The organism is Sphingomonas sp. ID0503 (genome assembly GCF_048565625.1).
GTDB lineage: Bacteria > Pseudomonadota > Alphaproteobacteria > Sphingomonadales > Sphingomonadaceae > JBLZUR01.
Window position 1 is genome coordinate 1,664,249 of record NZ_JBLZUR010000002.1, and the last position, 19,907, is coordinate 1,684,155.

At 63.5% G+C, this 19,907-nt stretch carries 18 protein-coding genes, 1 tRNA gene and 1 pseudogene; 17 read left to right on the top strand and 3 right to left on the bottom strand.

The genetic code is table 11. From position 1 onward, the window contains the following. Positions 1-30 precede the first annotated feature (30 nt). The 6 genes from ACM608_RS09110 to ACM608_RS09135 all read left to right on the top strand — a co-directional run bounded on the left by ACM608_RS09110 (position 31) and on the right by ACM608_RS09135 (position 5,578). Positions 31-1,017, top strand: coding sequence for a P-loop NTPase (locus tag ACM608_RS09110; RefSeq protein ID WP_419682912.1), 987 nt, complete (start codon positions 31-33; stop codon positions 1,015-1,017). 26 nt (positions 1,018-1,043) lie between these two features. Further along, positions 1,044-1,475, top strand: coding sequence for a CoA-binding protein (locus tag ACM608_RS09115; RefSeq protein ID WP_419682913.1), 432 nt, complete (start codon positions 1,044-1,046; stop codon positions 1,473-1,475). A 215-nt stretch (positions 1,476-1,690) separates the two neighbouring features. Then, positions 1,691-3,067, top strand: a complete 1,377-nt coding sequence (locus ACM608_RS09120) for a class II 3-deoxy-7-phosphoheptulonate synthase (protein WP_419682914.1) — start codon at positions 1,691-1,693, stop codon at positions 3,065-3,067. A 214-nt stretch (positions 3,068-3,281) separates the two neighbouring features. Then, positions 3,282-3,357 (top strand) — tRNA-Glu (locus ACM608_RS09125). 405 nt (positions 3,358-3,762) lie between these two features. Continuing rightward, entirely contained in the window at positions 3,763-3,975 is a 213-nt protein-coding gene (locus tag ACM608_RS09130; protein ID WP_419682915.1) for a helix-turn-helix domain-containing protein, read from the top strand. Positions 3,976-4,201: 226 nt separating this feature from the next. Next, positions 4,202-5,578, top strand: coding sequence for a Fic family protein (locus ACM608_RS09135; RefSeq protein WP_419682916.1), 1,377 nt, complete (start codon positions 4,202-4,204; stop codon positions 5,576-5,578). 99 nt (positions 5,579-5,677) lie between these two features. Here ACM608_RS09135 and ACM608_RS09140 read toward each other — a convergent pair whose 3' ends face one another. Then, positions 5,678-6,133 carry a hypothetical protein gene (locus ACM608_RS09140; protein WP_419682917.1) on the bottom strand — a complete coding sequence of 152 codons (456 nt, stop codon included), beginning with the start codon at positions 6,131-6,133 and terminating at the stop codon, positions 5,678-5,680. A gap of 146 nt (positions 6,134-6,279) precedes the next feature. Between ACM608_RS09140 and ACM608_RS09145 the strand changes: the two genes are divergently transcribed. Both ACM608_RS09145 and ACM608_RS09150 read left to right on the top strand, forming a co-directional pair. Continuing rightward, positions 6,280-6,516: a hypothetical protein gene (locus ACM608_RS09145; RefSeq protein ID WP_419682918.1), complete on the top strand. Its 237-nt coding sequence runs from the start codon at positions 6,280-6,282 to the stop codon at positions 6,514-6,516. 186 nt (positions 6,517-6,702) lie between these two features. Continuing rightward, a pseudogene (locus ACM608_RS09150) lies at positions 6,703-7,066 on the top strand (ANTAR domain-containing response regulator); the annotation flags it as partial. A 207-nt stretch (positions 7,067-7,273) separates the two neighbouring features. Here ACM608_RS09150 and ACM608_RS09155 read toward each other — a convergent pair. Further along, positions 7,274-8,809 carry an acyl-CoA synthetase gene (locus ACM608_RS09155; RefSeq protein WP_419682919.1) on the bottom strand — a complete coding sequence of 512 codons (1,536 nt, stop codon included), beginning with the start codon at positions 8,807-8,809 and terminating at the stop codon, positions 7,274-7,276. A gap of 209 nt (positions 8,810-9,018) precedes the next feature. Here ACM608_RS09155 and ACM608_RS09160 point away from each other — a divergent pair, with 209 nt between their 5' ends. Then, entirely contained in the window at positions 9,019-11,295 is a 2,277-nt protein-coding gene (locus tag ACM608_RS09160) for a TonB-dependent receptor (protein WP_419682920.1), read from the top strand. Between the two features lie 9 nt (positions 11,296-11,304). Here the strand turns inward: ACM608_RS09160 and ACM608_RS09165 are convergent, their stop codons facing one another. Continuing rightward, positions 11,305-11,940, bottom strand: a complete 636-nt coding sequence (locus ACM608_RS09165; protein WP_419682921.1) for a TetR/AcrR family transcriptional regulator — start codon at positions 11,938-11,940, stop codon at positions 11,305-11,307. 83 nt (positions 11,941-12,023) lie between these two features. Here ACM608_RS09165 and ACM608_RS09170 point away from each other — a divergent pair, with 83 nt between their 5' ends. From ACM608_RS09170 to ACM608_RS09205, 8 genes are read left to right on the top strand one after another with little or no spacing between them, the layout of a single operon-like run. After that, positions 12,024-13,151 (top strand): acyl-CoA dehydrogenase family protein, encoded by a 1,128-nt coding sequence (locus ACM608_RS09170; protein WP_419682922.1) that lies wholly within the window; start codon positions 12,024-12,026, stop codon positions 13,149-13,151. A gap of 11 nt (positions 13,152-13,162) precedes the next feature. After that, a complete protein-coding gene (locus tag ACM608_RS09175; protein ID WP_419682923.1) occupies positions 13,163-13,924 on the top strand; it encodes an SDR family NAD(P)-dependent oxidoreductase in 762 nt (253 codons plus the stop codon). Continuing rightward, positions 13,921-15,111, top strand: coding sequence for an acyl-CoA dehydrogenase family protein (locus ACM608_RS09180; protein WP_419682924.1), 1,191 nt, complete (start codon positions 13,921-13,923; stop codon positions 15,109-15,111). Before ACM608_RS09175 ends, ACM608_RS09180 begins: the two co-directional genes overlap by 4 nt. Beyond that, positions 15,108-16,178: a phosphotransferase gene (locus tag ACM608_RS09185; protein WP_419682925.1), complete on the top strand. Its 1,071-nt coding sequence runs from the start codon at positions 15,108-15,110 to the stop codon at positions 16,176-16,178. Before ACM608_RS09180 ends, ACM608_RS09185 begins: the two co-directional genes overlap by 4 nt. Further along, positions 16,175-16,963 (top strand): enoyl-CoA hydratase/isomerase family protein, encoded by a 789-nt coding sequence (locus ACM608_RS09190; RefSeq protein ID WP_419682926.1) that lies wholly within the window; start codon positions 16,175-16,177, stop codon positions 16,961-16,963. The genes ACM608_RS09185 and ACM608_RS09190 overlap by 4 nt, the downstream gene beginning before the upstream one ends. A gap of 2 nt (positions 16,964-16,965) precedes the next feature. Beyond that, positions 16,966-18,126: an acetyl-CoA C-acetyltransferase gene (locus tag ACM608_RS09195; RefSeq protein WP_419682927.1), complete on the top strand. Its 1,161-nt coding sequence runs from the start codon at positions 16,966-16,968 to the stop codon at positions 18,124-18,126. Continuing rightward, positions 18,126-19,106, top strand: a complete 981-nt coding sequence (locus ACM608_RS09200; protein ID WP_419682928.1) for an NAD(P)H-dependent flavin oxidoreductase — start codon at positions 18,126-18,128, stop codon at positions 19,104-19,106. The genes ACM608_RS09195 and ACM608_RS09200 overlap by 1 nt, the downstream gene beginning before the upstream one ends. A gap of 16 nt (positions 19,107-19,122) precedes the next feature. After that, positions 19,123-19,899 carry an enoyl-CoA hydratase-related protein gene (locus tag ACM608_RS09205; protein ID WP_419682929.1) on the top strand — a complete coding sequence of 259 codons (777 nt, stop codon included), beginning with the start codon at positions 19,123-19,125 and terminating at the stop codon, positions 19,897-19,899. Positions 19,900-19,907 lie beyond the last annotated feature (8 nt).

Consider the following 19,907-nt stretch of genomic DNA (forward strand, 5'->3'; position numbering starts at 1 on the left):
TCCGTCTCTCCCATCCCCTAAGTTCCCGTCATGACCGACGCCCTCACCGCCGCCCTCGACGCCATCCCCGATCCGCTCACCGGCCGCGGCCTGGTCGCCGCAGGCCGCGCCACCGCCCCCCGCCTTACCGATGCCACCGCCAGCCTCGTCCTCGACATCACCGGCCTCGTCGACCCTAAGGCACTCGAACAGGCCGTCACCACCGCCCTCTCCGCCGTTCCCGGTGTCGCCACCGTCCGCATCGCCCTCACCCAGGAAAAGCGCGAGCGGCGCATCATCGCCGTCGGCTCGGGCAAGGGCGGCGTCGGCAAGTCCACCGTCGCCGCCAATCTCGCCATCGCGCTCGCCCGCATGGGGCAGCGCGTCGGGCTCGTGGACGCCGACATCTACGGCCCTTCCCAGCCGCGCCTTCTCGGCATGGAGGCGGCAAAGCCCACCGCGAAGGACAAGGTCCTCGACCCCATCCCCACCCCCTTCGGCGTACTGATGCTCTCGATCGGCCAGCTCGTCGCTCCCGGCAAGGCGCTCGCCTGGCGCGGGCCGATGATCTCCGGCGCGCTCGGCCAGCTCCTCGACGCTGACTGGGGCACGACCGACCTCCTCGTAGTCGATCTCCCCCCCGGCACCGGCGACATCCAGATTGGCATGATCCAGAAGTACAAGCCGGCCGGCGCGGTCATCGTCTCGACCCCGCAGGATCTCGCCCTGATCGACGCCGCCCGCGCCATCGACCTTTTCGCGCAGACCAACGTCCCCATCCTTGGCCTGGTCGAGAACATGGCCGGCTACGCCTGCCCTCATTGCGGCGAGATTTCCGACCCCTTCGGAACCGGCGGCGCGGAAAACGCGGCGGCGGAACTCGCCCTCCCCTTCCTCGGCCGCATCCCCCTCGACATTGCCATCCGAACCGCCTCGGACGCGGGCCAGCCGCCCGCCGCGACCGACAGCCCGCAAGGCCGGTCCTTCACCGCCATCGCCGAGAAGGTCGCCGCCGCCCTGAACCTCCGCCCCGCTTGAGGGTTGTTCGGGCAAAGGAGAGCCACATGCCGCTGACCGACCCGGCCGCGATCAAGGACCTGCTGGAAAACGCCCGCACCATCGCGCTGGTCGGCGCCTCCGACCGGCCCGACCGCCCCAGCTACGGCGTGATGCGCTTCCTTCAGAACCACGGCTACCGCGTGATCCCGGTCAACCCGCAGATCACCGGCGAGCACGTCCACGGCGAATATGTCTGGCGCGAGCTGTCGCAGATCGGCGAGCCCATCGACATCGTCGACATCTTCCGCCGCCCCCAGGCCGCCGGAGAGGCGGTGGACGAAGCCATTGCTGTGGGAGCCAAGGCGGTCTGGATGCAACTCGGTGTCGTCAACGAAGAGGCGGCCGCCCGCGCCGAGGCCGCTGGGCTGAAGGTCGTCATGGACCGCTGCCCCGCGATCGATATTCCGAGGTTCGGCGTGGCGTCGATAACGCCGTAACCGTCCATCCCGAGCGAAGTCGAGGGACACAGGCCGAGCGAAGCCGAGGCCCCTCCAACGGCCTTACATCTCGACTTCGCTCGATGATCGTCCCTCGGCTTCGCTCGGGACAGACGGACAACTTGGCTCCTACGGACCCCAACCCCTTCTTTCTTCCCCCTGCCCCCCATGCGCGTATAGCCCGCCGCCTTATGACGAACGCAGGGACAGGTAACATGGCAAGCGGTTGGACCCCGCAGAGCTGGCGCGGCTACGAAGCGCGGCAACTCCCGGACTATCCGGATGCGGCGGCACTCGCCTCCGCCGAAAGCACGCTTGCGACCTATCCTCCGCTCGTCTTTGCCGGTGAGGCCCGCGACCTCAAGGCCGATCTCGCGAAAGTCGCCGCCGGCAAGGCGTTCCTGCTCCAGGGCGGCGACTGCGCCGAAAGCTTCGCCGAGTTCCACCCGAACAACATCCGCGACACCTTCCGCGTGCTGCTGCAGATGGCGGTCATCCTGACCTATTCGTCGAAGCTGCCGATCGTGAAGGTCGGCCGCATGGCGGGTCAGTTCGCCAAGCCGCGTTCCGCTCCGACCGAGACGATCGACGGCGTCGAACTGCCCAGCTATCGCGGCGACAACGTCAACGACATCGCCTTCACGCCCGAAAGCCGCCGGCCCGATCCGCAGCGGATGATCCAGGCCTATTCGCAGTCGGCCGCCACCCTCAATCTCCTCCGTGCTTTTGCGCAGGGTGGCTATGCCAATCTCGCGCAGGTCCACGCCTGGACGCTCGACTTCATGGGCCGCAGCCCTTGGGCCGCGCAGTATCAGCAGCTCGCCGACCGCATCGGCGAGGCGCTGGATTTCATGGCCGCCTGCGGCATCAACCCGGAAACGGTCCCGCAGCTGAAGGCCACCGCCTTCTACACCAGCCATGAGGCGCTGCTGCTCCCCTACGAGCAGGCGATGACGCGGCAGGATTCGCTGACCGGTGACTGGTACGACACCTCGGCGCATATGGTCTGGATCGGCGACCGCACCCGCTTCGAGGGGTCGGCCCATGTCGAATACTTTCGTGGCATCGGCAACCCGATCGGCCTGAAATGCGGCCCGAGCCTTGAGCCGGACGCCCTCCTGCGTATGCTCGACACGCTCGATCCCGCGCGGGAGCCGGGGCGCATCACCCTCATCACCCGCTACGGCCACGACCAGATCGAAAAGCACCTGCCGAAGCTCGTCCGCGCGGTGAAGCGCGAGGGGCGGCCGGTGGTCTGGTCCTGCGACCCGATGCACGGCAACGTCGTCAAGGCGGCGAATGGCTACAAGACGCGGCCGTTCGACCGCATCCTCGCCGAGGTGCGCGGCTTCTTCGCCGTTCACCGGGCCGAGGGTACGCATGGCGGCGGCATCCATGCCGAGATGACCGGCCAGAACGTCACCGAATGCACGGGCGGCGCCATTGCCATCACCGAACAGGGCCTCGCCGATCGCTACCACACCCATTGCGACCCGCGCCTCAACGCCGGGCAGAGCATCGAACTGGCGTTCCTGCTGGCCGAGATGCTCAATCAGGAAATGAAGGAGCGGGAGCGGGCCCAGGCAGCCTGAGGCCTAGGCGGCCTGATCTGGCGACGCTGGATCGGGACTCGCCACGGCCTGCTCCTTCTGGTCCCCGGCTCGGGCGAGCGGAGATCCGCGAACGCCGCCTCTCCGGGCCGTCGGATTGAAACATCTTTTACACGAGCCACGAAGCTTGCGGCCTGTGCGCAGACAGACTTGACGCACATCCCCCGCGCCCATAAACGCCGCTCTCCGCTCAGCCGGCCCCTTCGTCTAGCGGTCTAGGACGTCGCCCTCTCACGGCGAAAACACGGGTTCGAGTCCCGTAGGGGTCACCAGCGATATCAATGGCTTAGTAGCGTTAGTCGGCTGGCGCGGGCGGATTTCGGTAACGGTTCGGTAATAAGCACCTCCGAACGGCAATGGAAAAGGAGCCGCGCAGAGCAGCGCTCGCGCGTTCCCACTGGCCAACCGAATCACAGCCGGCAGCACGTATTCGGCTCATACGCCGCACGGAGCCATCAGCGGCTAGAATTTCGGCACACCCTACGCGGGACCCCGCAGGTGTAAGTGCCTGAGGCTGCTACCCAAAAGCCGTTATACAGAGCTAAGTCATTGATTTTGCTACTGCGGCATAGCGGCGGAGCCGCAACCCTAAGGCGCTTTCCTACAGCCCCAACGCTTTGCTAATCGGGAGAGTGCCTTGCGTAGCGCGACCATGCTCCTCCGGCTGGAGAGCATGCATGCCGAGTGTTGAAACGAAGGTCAGCCGGCCGGAACCGGTAGCAACCCCACTGGAGCGGTTAGCGGTTCGCATCCCCACAGCGATGCAGCTCATCGGCGTACGACGTTCCACCGTTTACGCGCTGATCAAAGCAGGCGAGCTGAGAACCGTAAAGCTCGGCCGGGGAACGCTGATCACCATGAGCAGCCTGCGCCGGCTGGTGGAGCGTTGAACAGTCGAGACGCCGATTAAGTGGTATGCGGAGTCGCCGATCTCGAGCGCGGATACCGTGATCGGACACTTTCAGCTTCAAACCTGAGCTGGATGAGCAAGCCGCACATCTGCCGGGGACGTGCAAGCAGAACGGTAACGCTGCGTCCTGATTTCCTAACGCATCTTGCCTCTCCTAGAAGGGAGTGGGTAGCAGATTGGATGTAGATTGACGGGGGGCAACGACGATGACACCGCTTAACAGAATCCAGGCTCCTAAGGAGATAACGCTGTCTGGCGACGTCGTTGCCCTTCTCCAGCAGGTCGACGAGAACGCTGAAAGATTGAACGAACGTCGTCCGTTCTCCCGAGAAACCGAGCTTGAGGTTAGAAGGGCCTTCCTGCCCGACAGGGTCACGGCCACACTGAACATCGAAGGGATAGCGGCAACCCGCCGTCAGACGCTTGCCATCATGGATGCCATGGTGATCTCGCAGAACCCGGCCAAAGAGGATCAAGAAATTCTCAACGCTCTCAAGGCCGACGAATTTGTCTACAATCAGTACGAGTATGGTGCCGATCTTGATGCGCTAATGATCCGGGAAGTTAACAGACTTCTCTTACACACGCTGAAGACCGAAGGTGGAGAGTTCAGGCGTGTTCAAGTCGAAATATCTGGAGCCTCATTTCAACCTCCAGCGCCAACAGACATCGCCCCTCTTTTAAGCGACCTTCTTACTGGATACCGAAATGCGGAATTCCTGCATCCAGTAGTGCGAGCCGCTTTGGTTCACCACCAGGTGTCCTTTGTTCATCCCTTCGTAGACGGCAACGGGCGTACCGCACGGCTATTGCAAGACTTCGTCCTTATGAAGGGACGACTGTACCCGACAGGAGTTCCGTCCTCACAGCGGGATCAGTACTACCAAGCTCTTCAAAAGGCGGATGCCGGAGATTGGGACGAGATCGTCTCTCTTCTAGCCCAGAATCAACTTAGCACCCTTGGTAAGATCGATGCGATCACTCGTGCGCCCGAGGAGCGCATGAAATGGATTACAAGCCTTACAAAGGTTGCCTCCACCAAGAAGACTGGCGCACTTCACAAACAGTACATTGTTTGGAAGTCCCGCATGGAGCAGATCAGAGACGCTTTTGCACGGGCCGCAAGTGAGATCGATGAGTCATCCGACGTAATCGGAGTTGCCTACCGCTGGTATGAAACAGTCGACTTCGACGACTGGAAAAGCCTCGTCACAACTGGTCGGCGTCCTGCGTTCACTTGGTCGATATCCTTGCTTTTCTTTATGGACGGCGAGCCCATTTACAAGATAATCGGATTTTTTTCTCGGCACAGGACGAAGCCCGACGACTTCACCGTCGATTTGCGCGAGGTGGTGTCGATGCAATTCACTGGGATTGAGGCTAGAAGTCAGGAACGCCCAGATTTTGTAAACTATAGCGATCCAGACATCAGACTGCGAGAACTGCTGTATCACGATGACAAGCTACACACTTTCACTGAGTCTGGCGGAGAACGGGATTGTGTTGATGACAAATCTATTGAAGATGTCGTGAGAGAACTTTTTGAAGATGTCTTCTATCGGAAAGGCGGGCTGGCGGGCTAGCCGTTCCATGGGGCGAATGGAGCCGAGGCGGATTTGGTTTACCATCCCTCCCGCTGCTCCGCCGCCAACTCCCGCATCAGCTCGCGAAGGTGCGCCAGCTCAGCCCTGAGCGCCGGCCGCTTTCCGCCCTTGTCGGCGTTGCGGCTGGCGCGCGCCTTGCCGCCCGAGGTCTGCGGCCCCGTCGATCGCTCCCACGGCTCCCAGCGCCGGATCGCCGCTGATTGCCGCGCCCGCCGTTCCGCGCTCCAGCCGTTTGCCATGCTCCGTCTCCAATAGTTCGTTCGGCGAGCTTGCGGGATCGCTCGCACGCGGGGCGGCGACGCCGTTGTTCACCTGTTGCGGCCCGTTTGCGATGTTTGCCTGCCGTGCATACACGACGGGCGGGTTCTTGATCGTGGACAGCGTCTCCAGCGTCGCCCGGCATTGCGCCTGCGCCTTCAACGCCAGCCGCATGTAGATTTCAGCGGCTTGGATATACTCGCCCATGTTCGCGCCCGATCGCCGCGCCAGCTCTAAGAACATCGCGTTGAGCGCGGCGGCCTGCGCCGTCAGCATATCTTCTGCACTGCCCAGCTTGTTGCCCCGGATCCGGCCGCCCGAGGCGTCACACCTTGCGCACCTCTACTATGTCTGGCTGGGGCGTCAGAACCCCAGGTCTTCCTGGACCCAAGCGGCGACGAGAACTTCCGGCGCACCTCGTTGTGGCACCCGAAGGCCGCCTGTTCGGATCGACCCAGCGGGGCGAGGCAACGGTCAAGCACTTCAACCTGAAACGGGACGACCCCGTTGCGCGTCGCCGTGGCGTCTTCTCCGAGAACCTTGATAGATTGTTCGCAATGGCCGATCCGCAGGCGGCGGATTACGGGCCGTTCGAGTTTGCTGACATGGAGTTCGATGGAACCTGGTATCTTCTGCTCTACCAACCGCCAAGGCCATGAGTAGCGGCTCCTCCAGCGCTCCCCGCCGGTCAGCCGGCGTGATTCGTGACTATTTCGCTCAGCGGATGGACAATTCCAACTTCCGCAAACAGTTGAAAGGCGTACTCCGGCCCTTCGCCGAGAACCCGTACGCGCTCATCAAGTCCCGAAAGCGTACCAGAGTCGTGATGCGGGGACGGACCCGACCTGTCGCCTTCATATTCGAGAACTTCCGTTCCTTCGACCGTTCTTGAAGATGGCCTACGCGAAGGCCGGTAGGACGACGTCCGCCTATTCCCGCCTTACGGAACTTTCGTGGCGATGATCGAGCGAATGGCGCGATGTCGTACTCATCCGTCTGAGTAATCCCAGCCGACACGCTGGAGGAGATGCTGACGGTCAGCCGGGCGCTGCCGAATCCGATTGCCATGTTCGTGGACCAGTCCGATGATACGATGATCGAGGCGGCGATCGCCGTCGGCATTTCGGCCCATGGGATGCGTAAGAAGCAAGTCAAGCCGATCATCAACCTTGCGGTCAGCGCTTCAATGCCTTCGCCCGGACGCAGGCTGCTCCGCGCACATCCTCTTCGATCACGATCTGGTCGAAACGTTACTCCTGAAGACCCGCAGCCGAAAGCCGGATCAGCCCAGAGGCACAACAATCCGGCCTGTCCAGCGCGGGCATAAGCATCACGGTCTACCTACCCGCCAGTGCGCCACGGTTTCCCGGAAGATCTCGTGTTCCGCATCGAAGATCAGGCGGTCCTGGAGGCGGCTCAGGCTGCCGCCGCGACCTTGGTGCGAAACTCCTCGACCAATTTTCTCTTCATCAACTTGCCGGTCGGCTCACGCGGCAACTCATCACGGAATTCGAAAGCCCGGGGGGTCTTTACTCCGCCGAGCGCCGACCGGATGTAGTCGCACAGCTCGTTTCCGAGCGGGATGCCGGCCTGCACCCCTGCGGCGGGTTGCACGATCGCGAGAACCCGTTCGCCCATCTCCTCATCGGGTACTCCGATCACCGCCGCGTCCGCTACCTTCGGATGGGCGACGAGGCAGTTCTCGATCTCCTGGGGGTAGATGTTGACCCCACCTGAAATGATCATGAAGCTTTTGCGGTCGGTCAGGAAGAGATAGCCATCCTCATCGATCCGGCCGATATCGCCCAACGTCGCCCAACCGTTTCGATCATAAGCCTTAGCCGTCTTCTCGGGATCGTTGTGGTACTGGAATGCTGGCCCATTCGCGAAGAACACATTCCCTTCGCTTCCCACGGGCAGCTCGTTGCCGTCATCGTCGGTGATCTTTACGGTTCCGAGCACAGCCTTCCCCACAGAGCCGGGCTTCGCGAGCCACTCCGACGACGTCAGCGCGGTGATGCCGCACTGTTCGGTGCCGGAGTAGTACTCATGCAGGATCGGTCCCCACCAATCGATCATGGCCTGCTTTATCGGCACCGGACAGGGTGCCGCGGCATGAACGACCGCCCGCAGGCTCGAATGATCGTAGCGTGCACGCGTGTCATCCGGCAGCTTCAGCAAACGAACGAAGTGCGTCGGGACGAAGGTCGCATGTGTGACCCTGAACTGCTCTATGTGCTTCAGCGTCTGCTCGGCATCGAAGTGCCGCATGACGACCACCGTCCCGCCGAGCCGGTGCACGGTCATCGCCCAGCGCAAGGGTGCCGCGTGGTACAGTGGAGAGGTCGACAGATAGATGGTGTCGGCGCCCATGCCATAGAGCGACGTGCCCATGGTCATCAGGGGAGTTGGGTGATCGATCCCGCCCTCAGGAAGCGGGAACTTCACCCCTTTCGGGCGGCCCGTCGTGCCTGAAGAGTAGAGCATGTCGGTGCCCGGCGCCTGGTCGCTTATCGGACTGGTCGGATAAGGGCTGGCCAGATCGCTCCACGAGCGTGCGACGATCGATTCCTTCTGCCAAGCGAACAGTCGGAGGTCGGACGTATCGAGCAGCGCCTGCTCCGCCAGAGGGAGGTAGGCGTCGCTGGCGACAAGCAGCTTTGCGCCGCAATCGCGGGCGATATACGCGACGTCCGCCGCACTCAGCTTGTTCGAGATGGACGTGAGATATAGGCCCGCTCGTTGCGCAGCGAGACCGAGGACAAACACCTCGACAGCATTATCGAACAGGGTTGCGACCACATCCCCGCGCTGCATGCCAAGGGCGCGCAGCGCGTGCGCCGAACGATTCGACTGGGCATCCAGCGTCCAGTAATCCATCGCTTGGCCGGTCTCGGCGATGATGATCGCAGGTTTCTGCGGCGAACTCAGGGCGTGCATCGACGGATGCATTTAGAAGCTCCTCTCTCATCTCTTTAGCTCGGGTACTTCCGGCGGCTTACGAGACCTCAGTCGCTGCACACGCACAAGGAGCGCGCAAGATTTGTTAAAACTAGGAGCAATCCCGTGCAAAGCCAGCAGCGCCGCCTCTCGCTAGGTAAAGCTCGACCCGACGACCTTCAGAGCTTCGCGCCCGACGAAGCGTTTCATCAGGAGAGGTTATGATTTCTCGTATGTATCCATGTTCGCTGCTGGTCATCCTCACCGCGACAGTCGCGACATCGGCACTCGCACAAACGACGCAGTCTGTCGGCACCAGCATGCCGCAAACCCCGGCGACGCAGGCTCGCAACGGTGATGCGGCGCAGGACGCGGGCGACATCGTCGTGACCGCGCAGCGTCGTCAGCAATCCGTGCTCCAGGTGCCGTTGGCGATCTCCGCCGTGTCCGGGCAAGGCCTCGCGACCAAGGGGATCACTGATTCCGCTCAGCTGGCAACTGCGGTCCCGAACCTTCAGGTGAACAGCGCCTATGGCAACACGCAGCCGAACTTCTCGCTGCGCGGCATCAGCGTCGCCAACGAATACAATTCCAACCAGGCCTCCCCGGTCGGCGTCTACATGGACGACGTCTATCTCGCGAGCCGCACGGCGCACGGCATGGGGCTCTACGATCTCGATCGGGTCGAGGTCCTGCGCGGGCCGCAGGGCACGCTGTTCGGCCGCAACACGACCGGCGGCGCGATCAACTTCATAACCAAGCAGCCGACGCTGTCCGGTACGCAAGGCTACCTTCAGGCGGGCTACGGCAACTACGACACCTGGTCGGCACAGGGTGCGGTCGAGACCACGGTCGTAGAGGACCAGGTGGGCCTGCGGGTCGCCGGCAACTTCGAGAAGGGCGACGGCAAGTTCAACAACGTTTTCCCAGGGGGGCGAGATCCGAACTCCGTGAACAAGCTGCAGGGTCGCGCATCGCTGCGCATCCGTCCCGGCAACGGGCCGCTCGATATCAAGCTGCAAGTTTTCGGCGGACGTGACCGGGGCACGCAGGCACCCGTTTACGGTCTGCTGCCCTTCCGGGATGGTCGCAGCTTCTACGAAGTGAATGAGAACCGGGTGGGTCTCAACAAGACCTCGGCATATGGTGCAACGGCGAACATCGCGTACGAGCTGTCCGACGCCCTCAAGCTGACGTCGATCACCAATTATGGTGGCGGCAAGCAGAACCTCACCCAGGCTGCGGATGGCTCGCCGCTCGACGTTCTCGACATCACTTGGCGCTCGAACTTCCGCCAGTTCAGCGAGGAGGCTCGGCTGAACTATGAAGGCGATTCGCTGAAGCTTGTCGCCGGTGGGTTTTACGGCTGGGATCGGACCGTCACCCGTAACACGTTCAACATCGGCGGCGCGATCGCGCCGGGTGTGAATGGCGGCTTCGACCAGACCTATCGGCAGGTGCGCCGTTCCTACGCGATCTTCGCACAGGGCGACTACGACCTGACGAGCAGGCTCGTGGCGACCATCGGCCTTCGGTACACTTGGGATCGTTCCCGCTACGAAGATGGGCGCGCGTATCTCTTCGCCGGTGACGTTGACGGCCCACAGACCCCGCTTGCCACGACGGTCCCTTGTGCAGGCGTGCCGGGGACATGCGCCTATGATCCCGCTGCCCGCCTTGAACTCTCCGGCAAGAACAATGCGCTCACCGGCCGCGCAGCCCTGAGCTACACCTTCGACAACGGTCAGCTGATCTACGCAAGCTATAGCCGCGGCTATCGCTCGGGTGCGTTCAACGGCGGCAGCTATACGTCATCTTCGGGCATCAACTATGTGAGCCCGGAGAAGGTCGATGCCTATGAAGTGGGTGCGAAAGGACGCTTCCTGGATCGCGCGCTGACGCTCTCCGCAGCAGCATTCTACTACAACTACAAGGACCAGCAGGTTCAGGATCTGAGACCGGGCCCGGTCAATATCCTCGTCAACGCGCCCAAGTCAGAGGTCTACGGTGCGGAGGCGGAGGCGAGTTTCCGCGTTGCTCCAGGTCTGACGCTGAACGGGTCGGTCGGCTATCTCCATGCAACCTACAAGGAGTTGATCCTTCAGGGAACCGACCTCGGCGGCAACGACCTTCCGTTCGCGCCGCGCTGGACCGCCCAGGCAGGCTTCGACTGGACGATGCTCAAGATCGCAGATGGAGACCTGACGCTCTCGCCGACCGTCAGCTATTTCAGCCGGCAGTTCTTCTCACCCTTCAACAGCGACAATGCGGCGGGTACAGGGCAGATCAACGGTGAACTGGCCCAAGGCAGCTATGCGAAGATCAACGGCACGCTGGCGTGGACGCTCGGTAACCTCACCCTGCGGGCGTGGGTCAACAACCTGACTAACCGTAAGACGCTCGGCTACGGGCTGGACCTGCGTGGTGCCGGCTTCCCCTACAACTTCCTCGTCCCTCCGTTCGACGAGTTCGAACCTCGCAAATCAAGCCATCTTTGATGAACGAGTTCACGAACGCGGGGATAATCCATGGACCAGCACATCGACAAGCGTGGCTGCGACCTCCTCTACGCTCATTTTCCCTTTGGGATCATGCCACTTCGCCGGCCAGTTCAGCGCGCCGGCCAATGCGAAAGCGGTCATCTTCACATCCGCCGACGCGATCGATCCGTCCTTCATGCCTTCCTCGATCAAGGTTCTCATGGCGCGGTCGATCTTCGCTTTTAAAGCCCTGAAGTGCTCGCGGCCGTTTTCCGAAAGAGCGGAGTCGTCGGTGCGAATGACACACCGCCCGAAATCGTCCATGTTGATCTCGGCATATCGCCGCAAGAAAGCCGTCAGCTTCGCAAGGCCCGTACCCGCTTCGACCTGAGCATCGGCAGCGGCTTGGTGAAGCATCTCAAGCCCGCGCGTCACGCATTCAAGGAGAACCTGCTCCTTGTTGCCGAGATATCGATAGATCGTCGGCTTGCTGATCCTGAGGTTCGCGGCGACCTCGTCGAGCGAGGCGGCATGGAACCCGCGCAAGTTGAACGTCCGGACAGCAGAGCGCAGCACCGCCTCCCGCTTCAGGCTCCGCTCATGTGCGCGCTCCTCCGCCGAACGGAACGGCGATGCCTCCAACTCTACAGCCTGGTTATTCATCATTGCTCCTCGCCATCGCTCTTGACACGAAACTCGCCATTCTACAACGTACTCACAAGTAACCTCTGGAACGCGAGGGTTTTATGATTCTCACGGAGACGCAGCTTGCCATCCGGGATGCGGTCCGGGCCTTTTCCCAGGATCGTATCCGGCCGCAGTCGTCGCAATTCGAGAAGATGGGCGGATATCCGCCTTCCCTGTTCGAGGATCTGGCTGAGCTCGGCCTCCTCGGAATGACAGCGCCCGAAGCGTTCGGGGGCGCGTGCAGCGACTACATCTCGTACGCGCTCGCGCTGATTGAGCTGGCGGCGGCGGACGGAGCTCTGTCGACCATCGTCTCGATCCAGAATTCGATTATGGTCTCGGGGCTGCTCAAGGACGGCACGGACGAGCAGAAGGCCCGCTTCCTTCCTGATCTCATTGCCGGCAAGTGCATCGGGGCGTTCGCCCTGACCGAAACCGATGCGGGGTCTGATGCCTCTGCCGTTCGCACGAAGGCCACGAAGGTGGACGGCGGATGGCGGCTCGACGGGGCGAAGCAGTTCATCACATCCGGCAAGATCGCGGGCCTGGCGATGGTAATCGCTGTGACCGATCCGGCCGCCGGCAAGAAGGGATTGACGGCGTTCCTCGTTCCAACCGACAGACCAGGATACATCGTCGATAAGGTGGAGCATAAGCTCGGCCAAGGGGCGTCGGATACCTGTGCGCTCCGCTTCGAAAACCTGTTCGTGGAGGACGATCTGGTGCTCGGCTCGCCCGGGCAAGGCTATCGGATTGCCCTTTCGAACCTGGAGACCGGGCGTATCGGCATCGCGGCGCAGTGCATCGGCATGGCGCGCGCTGCGCTGGAGATCGCCACTGCCTATGCGAAGGATCGCCGGTCGATGGGCAAGGCAATCATCGAGCATCAGGCCGTCGGCTTCCGGTTGGCGGACCTCGCGACCCGGCTGGAGGCCGCGCACCAGCTGGTCCTCTCCGCCGCCGCTCTGCGCGACGCCGGGCAGCCCGCGCTCACGCAGGCATCCATGGCCAAAGTCTTTGCGTCCGAAACCGCCGAAGCGGTCGTTTCCGGTGCGATCCAGACACTTGGCGGCTACGGCTATCTGGAAGAATTCGGCGTTGCGAAGATCTACCGCGATGTGCGGGTCTGCCAGATCTACGAAGGCACGTCCGATATCCAGCGGATGGTCATCGCACGCTCACTGTAAGGAACCGACAGATGAAGATTGAAGGCGTCGCAGCAATCGTGACCGGAGGCGCTTCCGGCTTGGGCGCCGGTACGGCGACCCGCCTTGCAGCCGCGGGCGCGAAGGTCACCATCTTCGACCTGAATGCGGAGCTGGGTACGCATCTCTCGCGCGAGATCGGCGGACACTTCGTGGCGGTCAACGTCACCGATGAGGCGGCGGTGGAAGCGGCCATCGCGGAGGCGGAAGGTCTGCATGGCAAGGCGCGCATCCTCGTCAACTGTGCCGGGATCGGCCCGCCCGCGAAGGTCATCGGCCGGGACGGGAAGGCGATCCCGCTCGCCGACTTTTCCAAGATCGTCACGATCAACCTGATCGGCAGCTTCAACGTCCTGTCGAAGTTTGCGGCGCGCATCCACGACGCCGATCAGGTCGGAGAGGAACGCGGCGTCATCGTCAATACCGCTTCCGTCGCGGCTTATGACGGACAGATCGGGCAGGCCGCTTATGCAGCGTCCAAGGGCGGCGTCGTCGGAATGACCCTGCCGATCGCACGCGAGTTCGCCCGTTACGGCATTCGCGTGATGACCATCGCGCCCGGCATCTTCTGGACTCCACTGCTGGCCACGCTCCCACAGGAGGCGCAGGATTCTCTCGGCAAGCAGGTGCCGTTTCCCAGCCGTCTGGGTCAGCCCGACGAGTATGCGCAGCTTGTGGAGAGCATCGTCACCAATCCCATGCTAAATGGCGAGACGATCCGGCTGGACGGCGCGATCCGGATGGCCCCCAAGTGAACGCCAGCCCCGCCAGCGATGCCCTCACTCAGCGGGCCGGCGAAATCGCGGCGAAGGTTGAGGCCTTCGTTCGCGAGATCGTGGTGCCCTATGAGAAGGATCCTCGCCGCGACCACCATGACTGCCCGACCGAAGAGCTGGTCGCGGAGCTGAAGGGGCACGCTAAGGCCGCTGGTCTGATGACGCCGCACATCCTGCCGGACGGAAGCCATCTCTCGCAGCGGGAGACGGCCATCGTGCTGCGCGCGACAGGCCTGTCGCCGCTCGGCCCGCTGGCGCTGAACACGGCCGCGCCCGACGAGGGGAACATGTTTCTGCTCGGCAAGGTCGGCAGCCCCGAGGTCAAGGAGCGGTTCCTGCGGCCTCTGGTGGAGGGGAACGCCCGTTCCGCCTTCTTCATGACCGAGCCGGCCGAGGATGGCGGTGCCGGCTCTGACCCGTCGATGATGCGGACGACGTGCCATCTCGACGGCAATCATTGGGTGGTGAACGGCCGCAAGGCGTTCATCACGGGGGCCGACGGCGCGCAGGTCGGCATCGTCATGGCGAAGTCCGACGATGGGGCCTGCATGTTCCTGGTGGACCTGCCCGATCCCGCGATCCGGATCGAGCATGTCCCCAACACGATCGACTCGTCCATGCCCGGCGGCCATGCCGTCGTCGCGATCGACAATCTGCGCATCCCGGCCGATCAGATGCTCGGGCAATCGGGCGAAGGCTTTCGCTATGCGCAGATCCGGCTTGCCCCGGCCCGGCTGTCGCACTGCATGCGTTGGCTTGGTGCCTGCATTCGCGCGAACGAGATTGCCACCGACTATGCCTGCCGCCGTCAGGCCTTCGGCAAGACGCTGATCGACCACGAAGGTGTCGGCTTCATGCTGGCGGAAAATCTGATTGATTTGCGCCAGGCCGAACTGATGATCGACTGGTGCGCCGGCGTGCTCGACGCTGGCGGGGCCGGAGGAGCCGAAAGCTCGATGGCCAAGGTGGCCGTCTCAGAAGGCCTGATGCGGGTGGCCGATCGCTGCGTGCAGGTCATGGGCGGCTCCGGCGTCACGAGCGACACGATCGTGGAGCAGGTGTTTCGCGAAATCCGGGCCTTCCGGATCTATGACGGCCCCACCGAAGTCCACAAGTGGAGCTTGGCCAAGAAGATCAAGCGCGACTGGCGGGAGACGCACGCATGAGTGTCGATGCGGCGGCAAATGGTGGAACCACTGCGGTCCGCGAAGCGCATCGTTTCGATGAGGCGCGGCTCGCATCCTGGCTCCAGGACCATGTCGACGGCTACGAGGGTCCCCTCACGGTCGAACAGTTCAAGGGCGGGCAGTCGAACCCCACCTACAAGCTGGTGACGCCGTCGCGCTCTTACGTGTTGCGCCGCAAGCCTCCCGGCCGGCTTCTGAAGGGTGCGCATGCCGTGGAGCGGGAGGCGCGGATTCTCTCCGCATTGGCACCGCAGGGATTTCCCGTCGCCCATGTCTACGGCCTGTGCACTGACGACAGCGTCCTCGGCAGCTGGTTCTTCGTCATGGAGATGATCGAAGGGCGCATCTTCTGGGACGCGACCTTCCCCGATGTGCCGACTGGCGAACGTGCCGCTTATTTCGACGCGATGAACCAGACGATCGCCGCGCTGCATCAGATCGATCCGGCGGCAGCCGGACTCTCCGACTATGGGCGACCGGGCAATTACTTCGCGCGGCAGATCGCACGCTGGTCGAAGCAGTATCTCGAAGACGCCGATGCGGGACGTGATCCGGGGATGGACGCACTGGTGGAATGGTTGCCTGCCAACATCCCGCCCGGGGATGAGACGCGGATCGTCCACGGCGACTTTCGCTGCGACAACATGATCTTCCATGCAAGCGAGCCGCGCGTGCTGGCGGTGCTGGACTGGGAATTGTCGACGCTGGGCCATCCGCTCGCCGACTTCGCCTACCATGCGATGATGTTCCGGATGCCGCCCGATATCGTCGCGGGGCTGGGCGGCGCGGACCTGAAGGCGCTCGGCATCCCCTCCGAGGCCGAGTATCTGGCTGCTTACTGCCGTCGAACAGGTCGCGCCCTGATTTCAGAGGCCGATTATGGCTTCTACGTAGCGTTCAACTTCTTCCGCCTCGCCGCGATCTTTCATGGGATCAAGGGACGTGTCGTGCGCGGGACAGCGGCGTCTGCACATGCAAAGGAACGAGCAATGAGTTTCCCGAAGCTGGTCTCGCTCGCTTGCGAGAGCATGGAGGCGTGCCGATGAGGGATCTACCGCTGCTCGTCGAAGTGGAAGACGGGATCGCCCGGCTGACGCTCAACCGGCCCGAGGCCGGCAACGCCATCAATCTTGAGATGGCGCGCGCGCTGGTGGAAGCATCCATCCGCTGCCAGACGGATCCTGCGATCCGCTGCGTCGTGCTGACCGGCACAGGGCGGCTGTTCTGCGCCGGTGGCGATGTGAGCCTGTTCGCGTCAGCGGGTGACCGCATTTCCGCCCTTCTGAGCGAACTTGCCGGCACGCTGCACATGGCAGTGGCGCGTCTTGCCCGGATGCCGAAGCCGCTTTTGGTTCTGGTGAACGGACCCGCGGCAGGCGCGGGCCTCAGCTTGGCCATCTCCGGCGATGTCGTCCTCGCGGGCAGGTCGGCGCATTTCACGGCTGCCTATGGCGCGATCGGACTTACTCCCGATGGCGGCATGAGCTGGATGCTGCCCCGCCTGGTCGGCCTGCGCCGCGCGCAGGAGATCATCCTCACCAATCGCCGGATCAAGGCCGAGGAGGCCGAGGCCATCGGACTGGTCACCCGCCTCGTCGACGACGATCAACTGGCCGCGGAGGGCAAGGCCGTGGCGACCACCCTGTCAGAAGCCGCCGTCGGCGCGATCGGGGCGGCACGCGCCCTGCTGCAGGACAGTTTCGGCAACGGCTTCGAAAGCCATCTCGAAAGCGAAACGCGCAGCATCAGTGCGGCTGGCGCGAGCGCGGAGTGCAAGGAGGGGCTCGCCGCCTTCTTCGCGAAGCGCCGTCCCCTGTTCAAAGGAGTCTGATTATGGCCGAAGCCTATATCGTTGAAGCCGTCCGCACGCCCGGCGGCAAGCGCAAGGGGCAGTTCGCGGACTGGCACCCTGCGGACATGGCCGCGGAGGTGCTGAACGCCCTCGTCGATCGGGCCGGGGTCGATCCTGCGGCGGTAGAGGACGTGATCCTCGGCTGCGTAACGCAGGCGGGCGAGCAAGCCTTCGCCTTCGCACGAAACGCGGTTCTGGCATCCAAGCTTCCCGAAAGCGTGCCTGCGGTCACCATCGATCGCCAGTGCGGAAGCTCGCAGCAGGCGGTGCAATTCGCTGCCCAGGCGGTCATGTCCGGCACCCAGGATGTGGTGATCGCGGCCGGTGCCGAGAGCATGACGCGCGTGCCGATGTTCACCAATCTTTCGCTTCACGCCAAAGAAGGGATCGGTGTCGGCCCCGTCAGCGAGCGGATCAGGTCCCGTTACGGCGTCACCGAGTTCAGTCAGTTCACCGGCGCGGAGGCGATCGCCCGCAAATACGGGTTCGATCGGGAAACGCTCGACCGTTTCGCCCTGGAGAGCCACCGCAAGGCCGCTGCCGCGACAAGTGCCGGGGCGTTCGGAAAGGAGATCGTCCCGCTTGAGGTGGACGGAACCCTGCGTACGGCCGACGAGGGCATTCGCGGCGATGCGACGCTGGAGGGCATCGGCTCGGTCAAGCTTCTTCAGGAGGGCGGAGTGATCTCCGCCGCCAATGCGAGCCAGATCTGCGACGGTGCCTCTGGCGCGCTGATCGTTTCCGAACGCGCGCTCAAGCAGTACGGGCTGACCCCCATCGCTCGCATCGTCAACATGACGGTAACCGCGGGCGATCCGGTCATCATGCTGGAAGAGCCGATCCCGGCGACGCAGAAGGCGCTCGCCCGCGCCGGCATGAAGATCGAGGACATCGATCTATACGAAGTTAACGAGGCGTTCGCGCCCGTGCCGCTCGCTTGGCTTCAGGCGACCGGCGCCGATCCTGCGAAGCTCAACGTGAATGGCGGAGCCATCGCGCTCGGCCATCCGCTGGGTGCGAGCGGGACGAAGCTGATGGCGACGCTGATCCACGCTTTGAAGGCGCGGGGCAAGCGCTACGGCCTGCAGACGATGTGCGAGGGCGGCGGCATCGCTAACGTCACCATCCTCGAGGCGCTGTGATGGCGATCCACAATCGCTTCACCACGCTGCTGGGTATCGAGAAGCCGATCGTTCAGGGCGGGATGATGTGGGTCGGCCGGGCCGAGCTCGCTTCGGCGGTCTCGAACGCCGGCGGGCTCGGCATCCTCACCGCGCTGACCCAGCCGTCGCCCGACGATCTTCGACGCGAGATCGACCGCTGCCGATCGATGACCGACAAGCCGTTCGGCGTGAACCTCACCATTCTGCCATCGGTGACGCCGCCGCCTTATGCCGAGTACCGGCGGGCGATCATCGAGAGCGGAGTGAAGATCGTCGAGACCGCAGGTCACAAGCCTCAGGAACATGTCGACGACCTCAAGGCTAACGGGATCATCGTGCTGCACAAGTGCACCGCGGTCCGCCATGCGGTTTCCGCCGAACGGATGGGCGTGGACGTCATCTCCATCGACGGGTTCGAATGCGCCGGGCATCCTGGCGAAGACGACATCCCAGGGCTGGTGCTGATCCCGGCCACCGCGGACAAGGTGAAGATCCCGATCATCGCCAGCGGCGGCTTCGGCGATGGCAGGGGTCTGGCTGCGGCGCTCGCGCTCGGCGCGGAGGGCATCAACATGGGCACGCGCTTTTGCGCGACGCAGGAAGCGCCCATCCATGATGCGGTGAAGCAGTTCATCGTCTCCAATGACGAACGCGCGACCAACCTGATCTTCCGCCGCTTCCACAATACGGGGCGGGTCGCGAGGAACAGCGTGTCGGATCGTGTCGTGGAGATCTCCAGCCGGCCCGACGCCGTCTTCGAAGACATCCGGCCGCTCGTCGGCGGCGCTCTCGGTCGCAAGGCCTTGGAGACGGGTGACCTTGATGCCGGCCTGATCTGGGCCGGGCAGATCCAGGGGCTGATCCACGACGTTCCGACGTGCAAGGACCTGCTGGATCGCATCATGGCGGAAGCCGAAAAGGTGATCGTCGGTCGGCTCAATGCCATGATCGCGGCATGAGGAAGTACGACTGAGCATGAGCTACGCGTTCATCGAAGTGGCCCGTGAGGGAGCGCTAACCACTGTCACCATCAATCGGCCGGCAGCGCACAATGCTCTGCACACCGCAGCGCAGATCGAGCTCGGTCGAGCGTTCGACGACTTTGCCGGCGACGACTCCCAATGGGTTGCGATCATCACCGGCGCCGGTGAGAAGGCGTTCTGCGCGGGGCACGACCTGCGGGCGGAACCGATCATAACGCCCGCCAAGGCCGATCCGCCGGGCTTCGGAGGGCTGGCGTCGCGCTTCGATCTGGCCAAGCCGGTCATTGCCGCAGTCAACGGGGTGGCGATGGGAGGGGGCTTCGAAATCGTGCTTTCCTGCGATTTGGCGGTCGCGTCGAGCAATGCGGTCTTCGCACTGCCCGAACCGCGTGTCGGGCTGGCGGCGCTCGCCGGGGGCATTCAGCGCTTGCCGAGGATGGTGGGCCTGAAGCGGGCGATGGATCTGCTGTTGACCGGCCGCCGCGTCAGCGCGGCGGAGGCCTTCAGCCTGGGCCTCGTCAACGAGGTGGTCGACTCCGACGTGCTTGGTGCAGCGAAGCGGCTTGCGGCACGAATCCTCGAGTGCAGTCCCATGTCGCTAAGGGCAACGAAGGAGGCCGTCCTGCGCGATCTCGCCAGGCCCGTCGAGGAAGCGATGCTCGCGCAATGGAGCTATCCAGCGATGAAGGCGATGCTTGCCTCGGACGATGCAGCGGAGGGGCCGCGCGCATTTAGCGAGAAGCGGACGCCGCAGTGGAAGGGGCGCTAGGCACATGC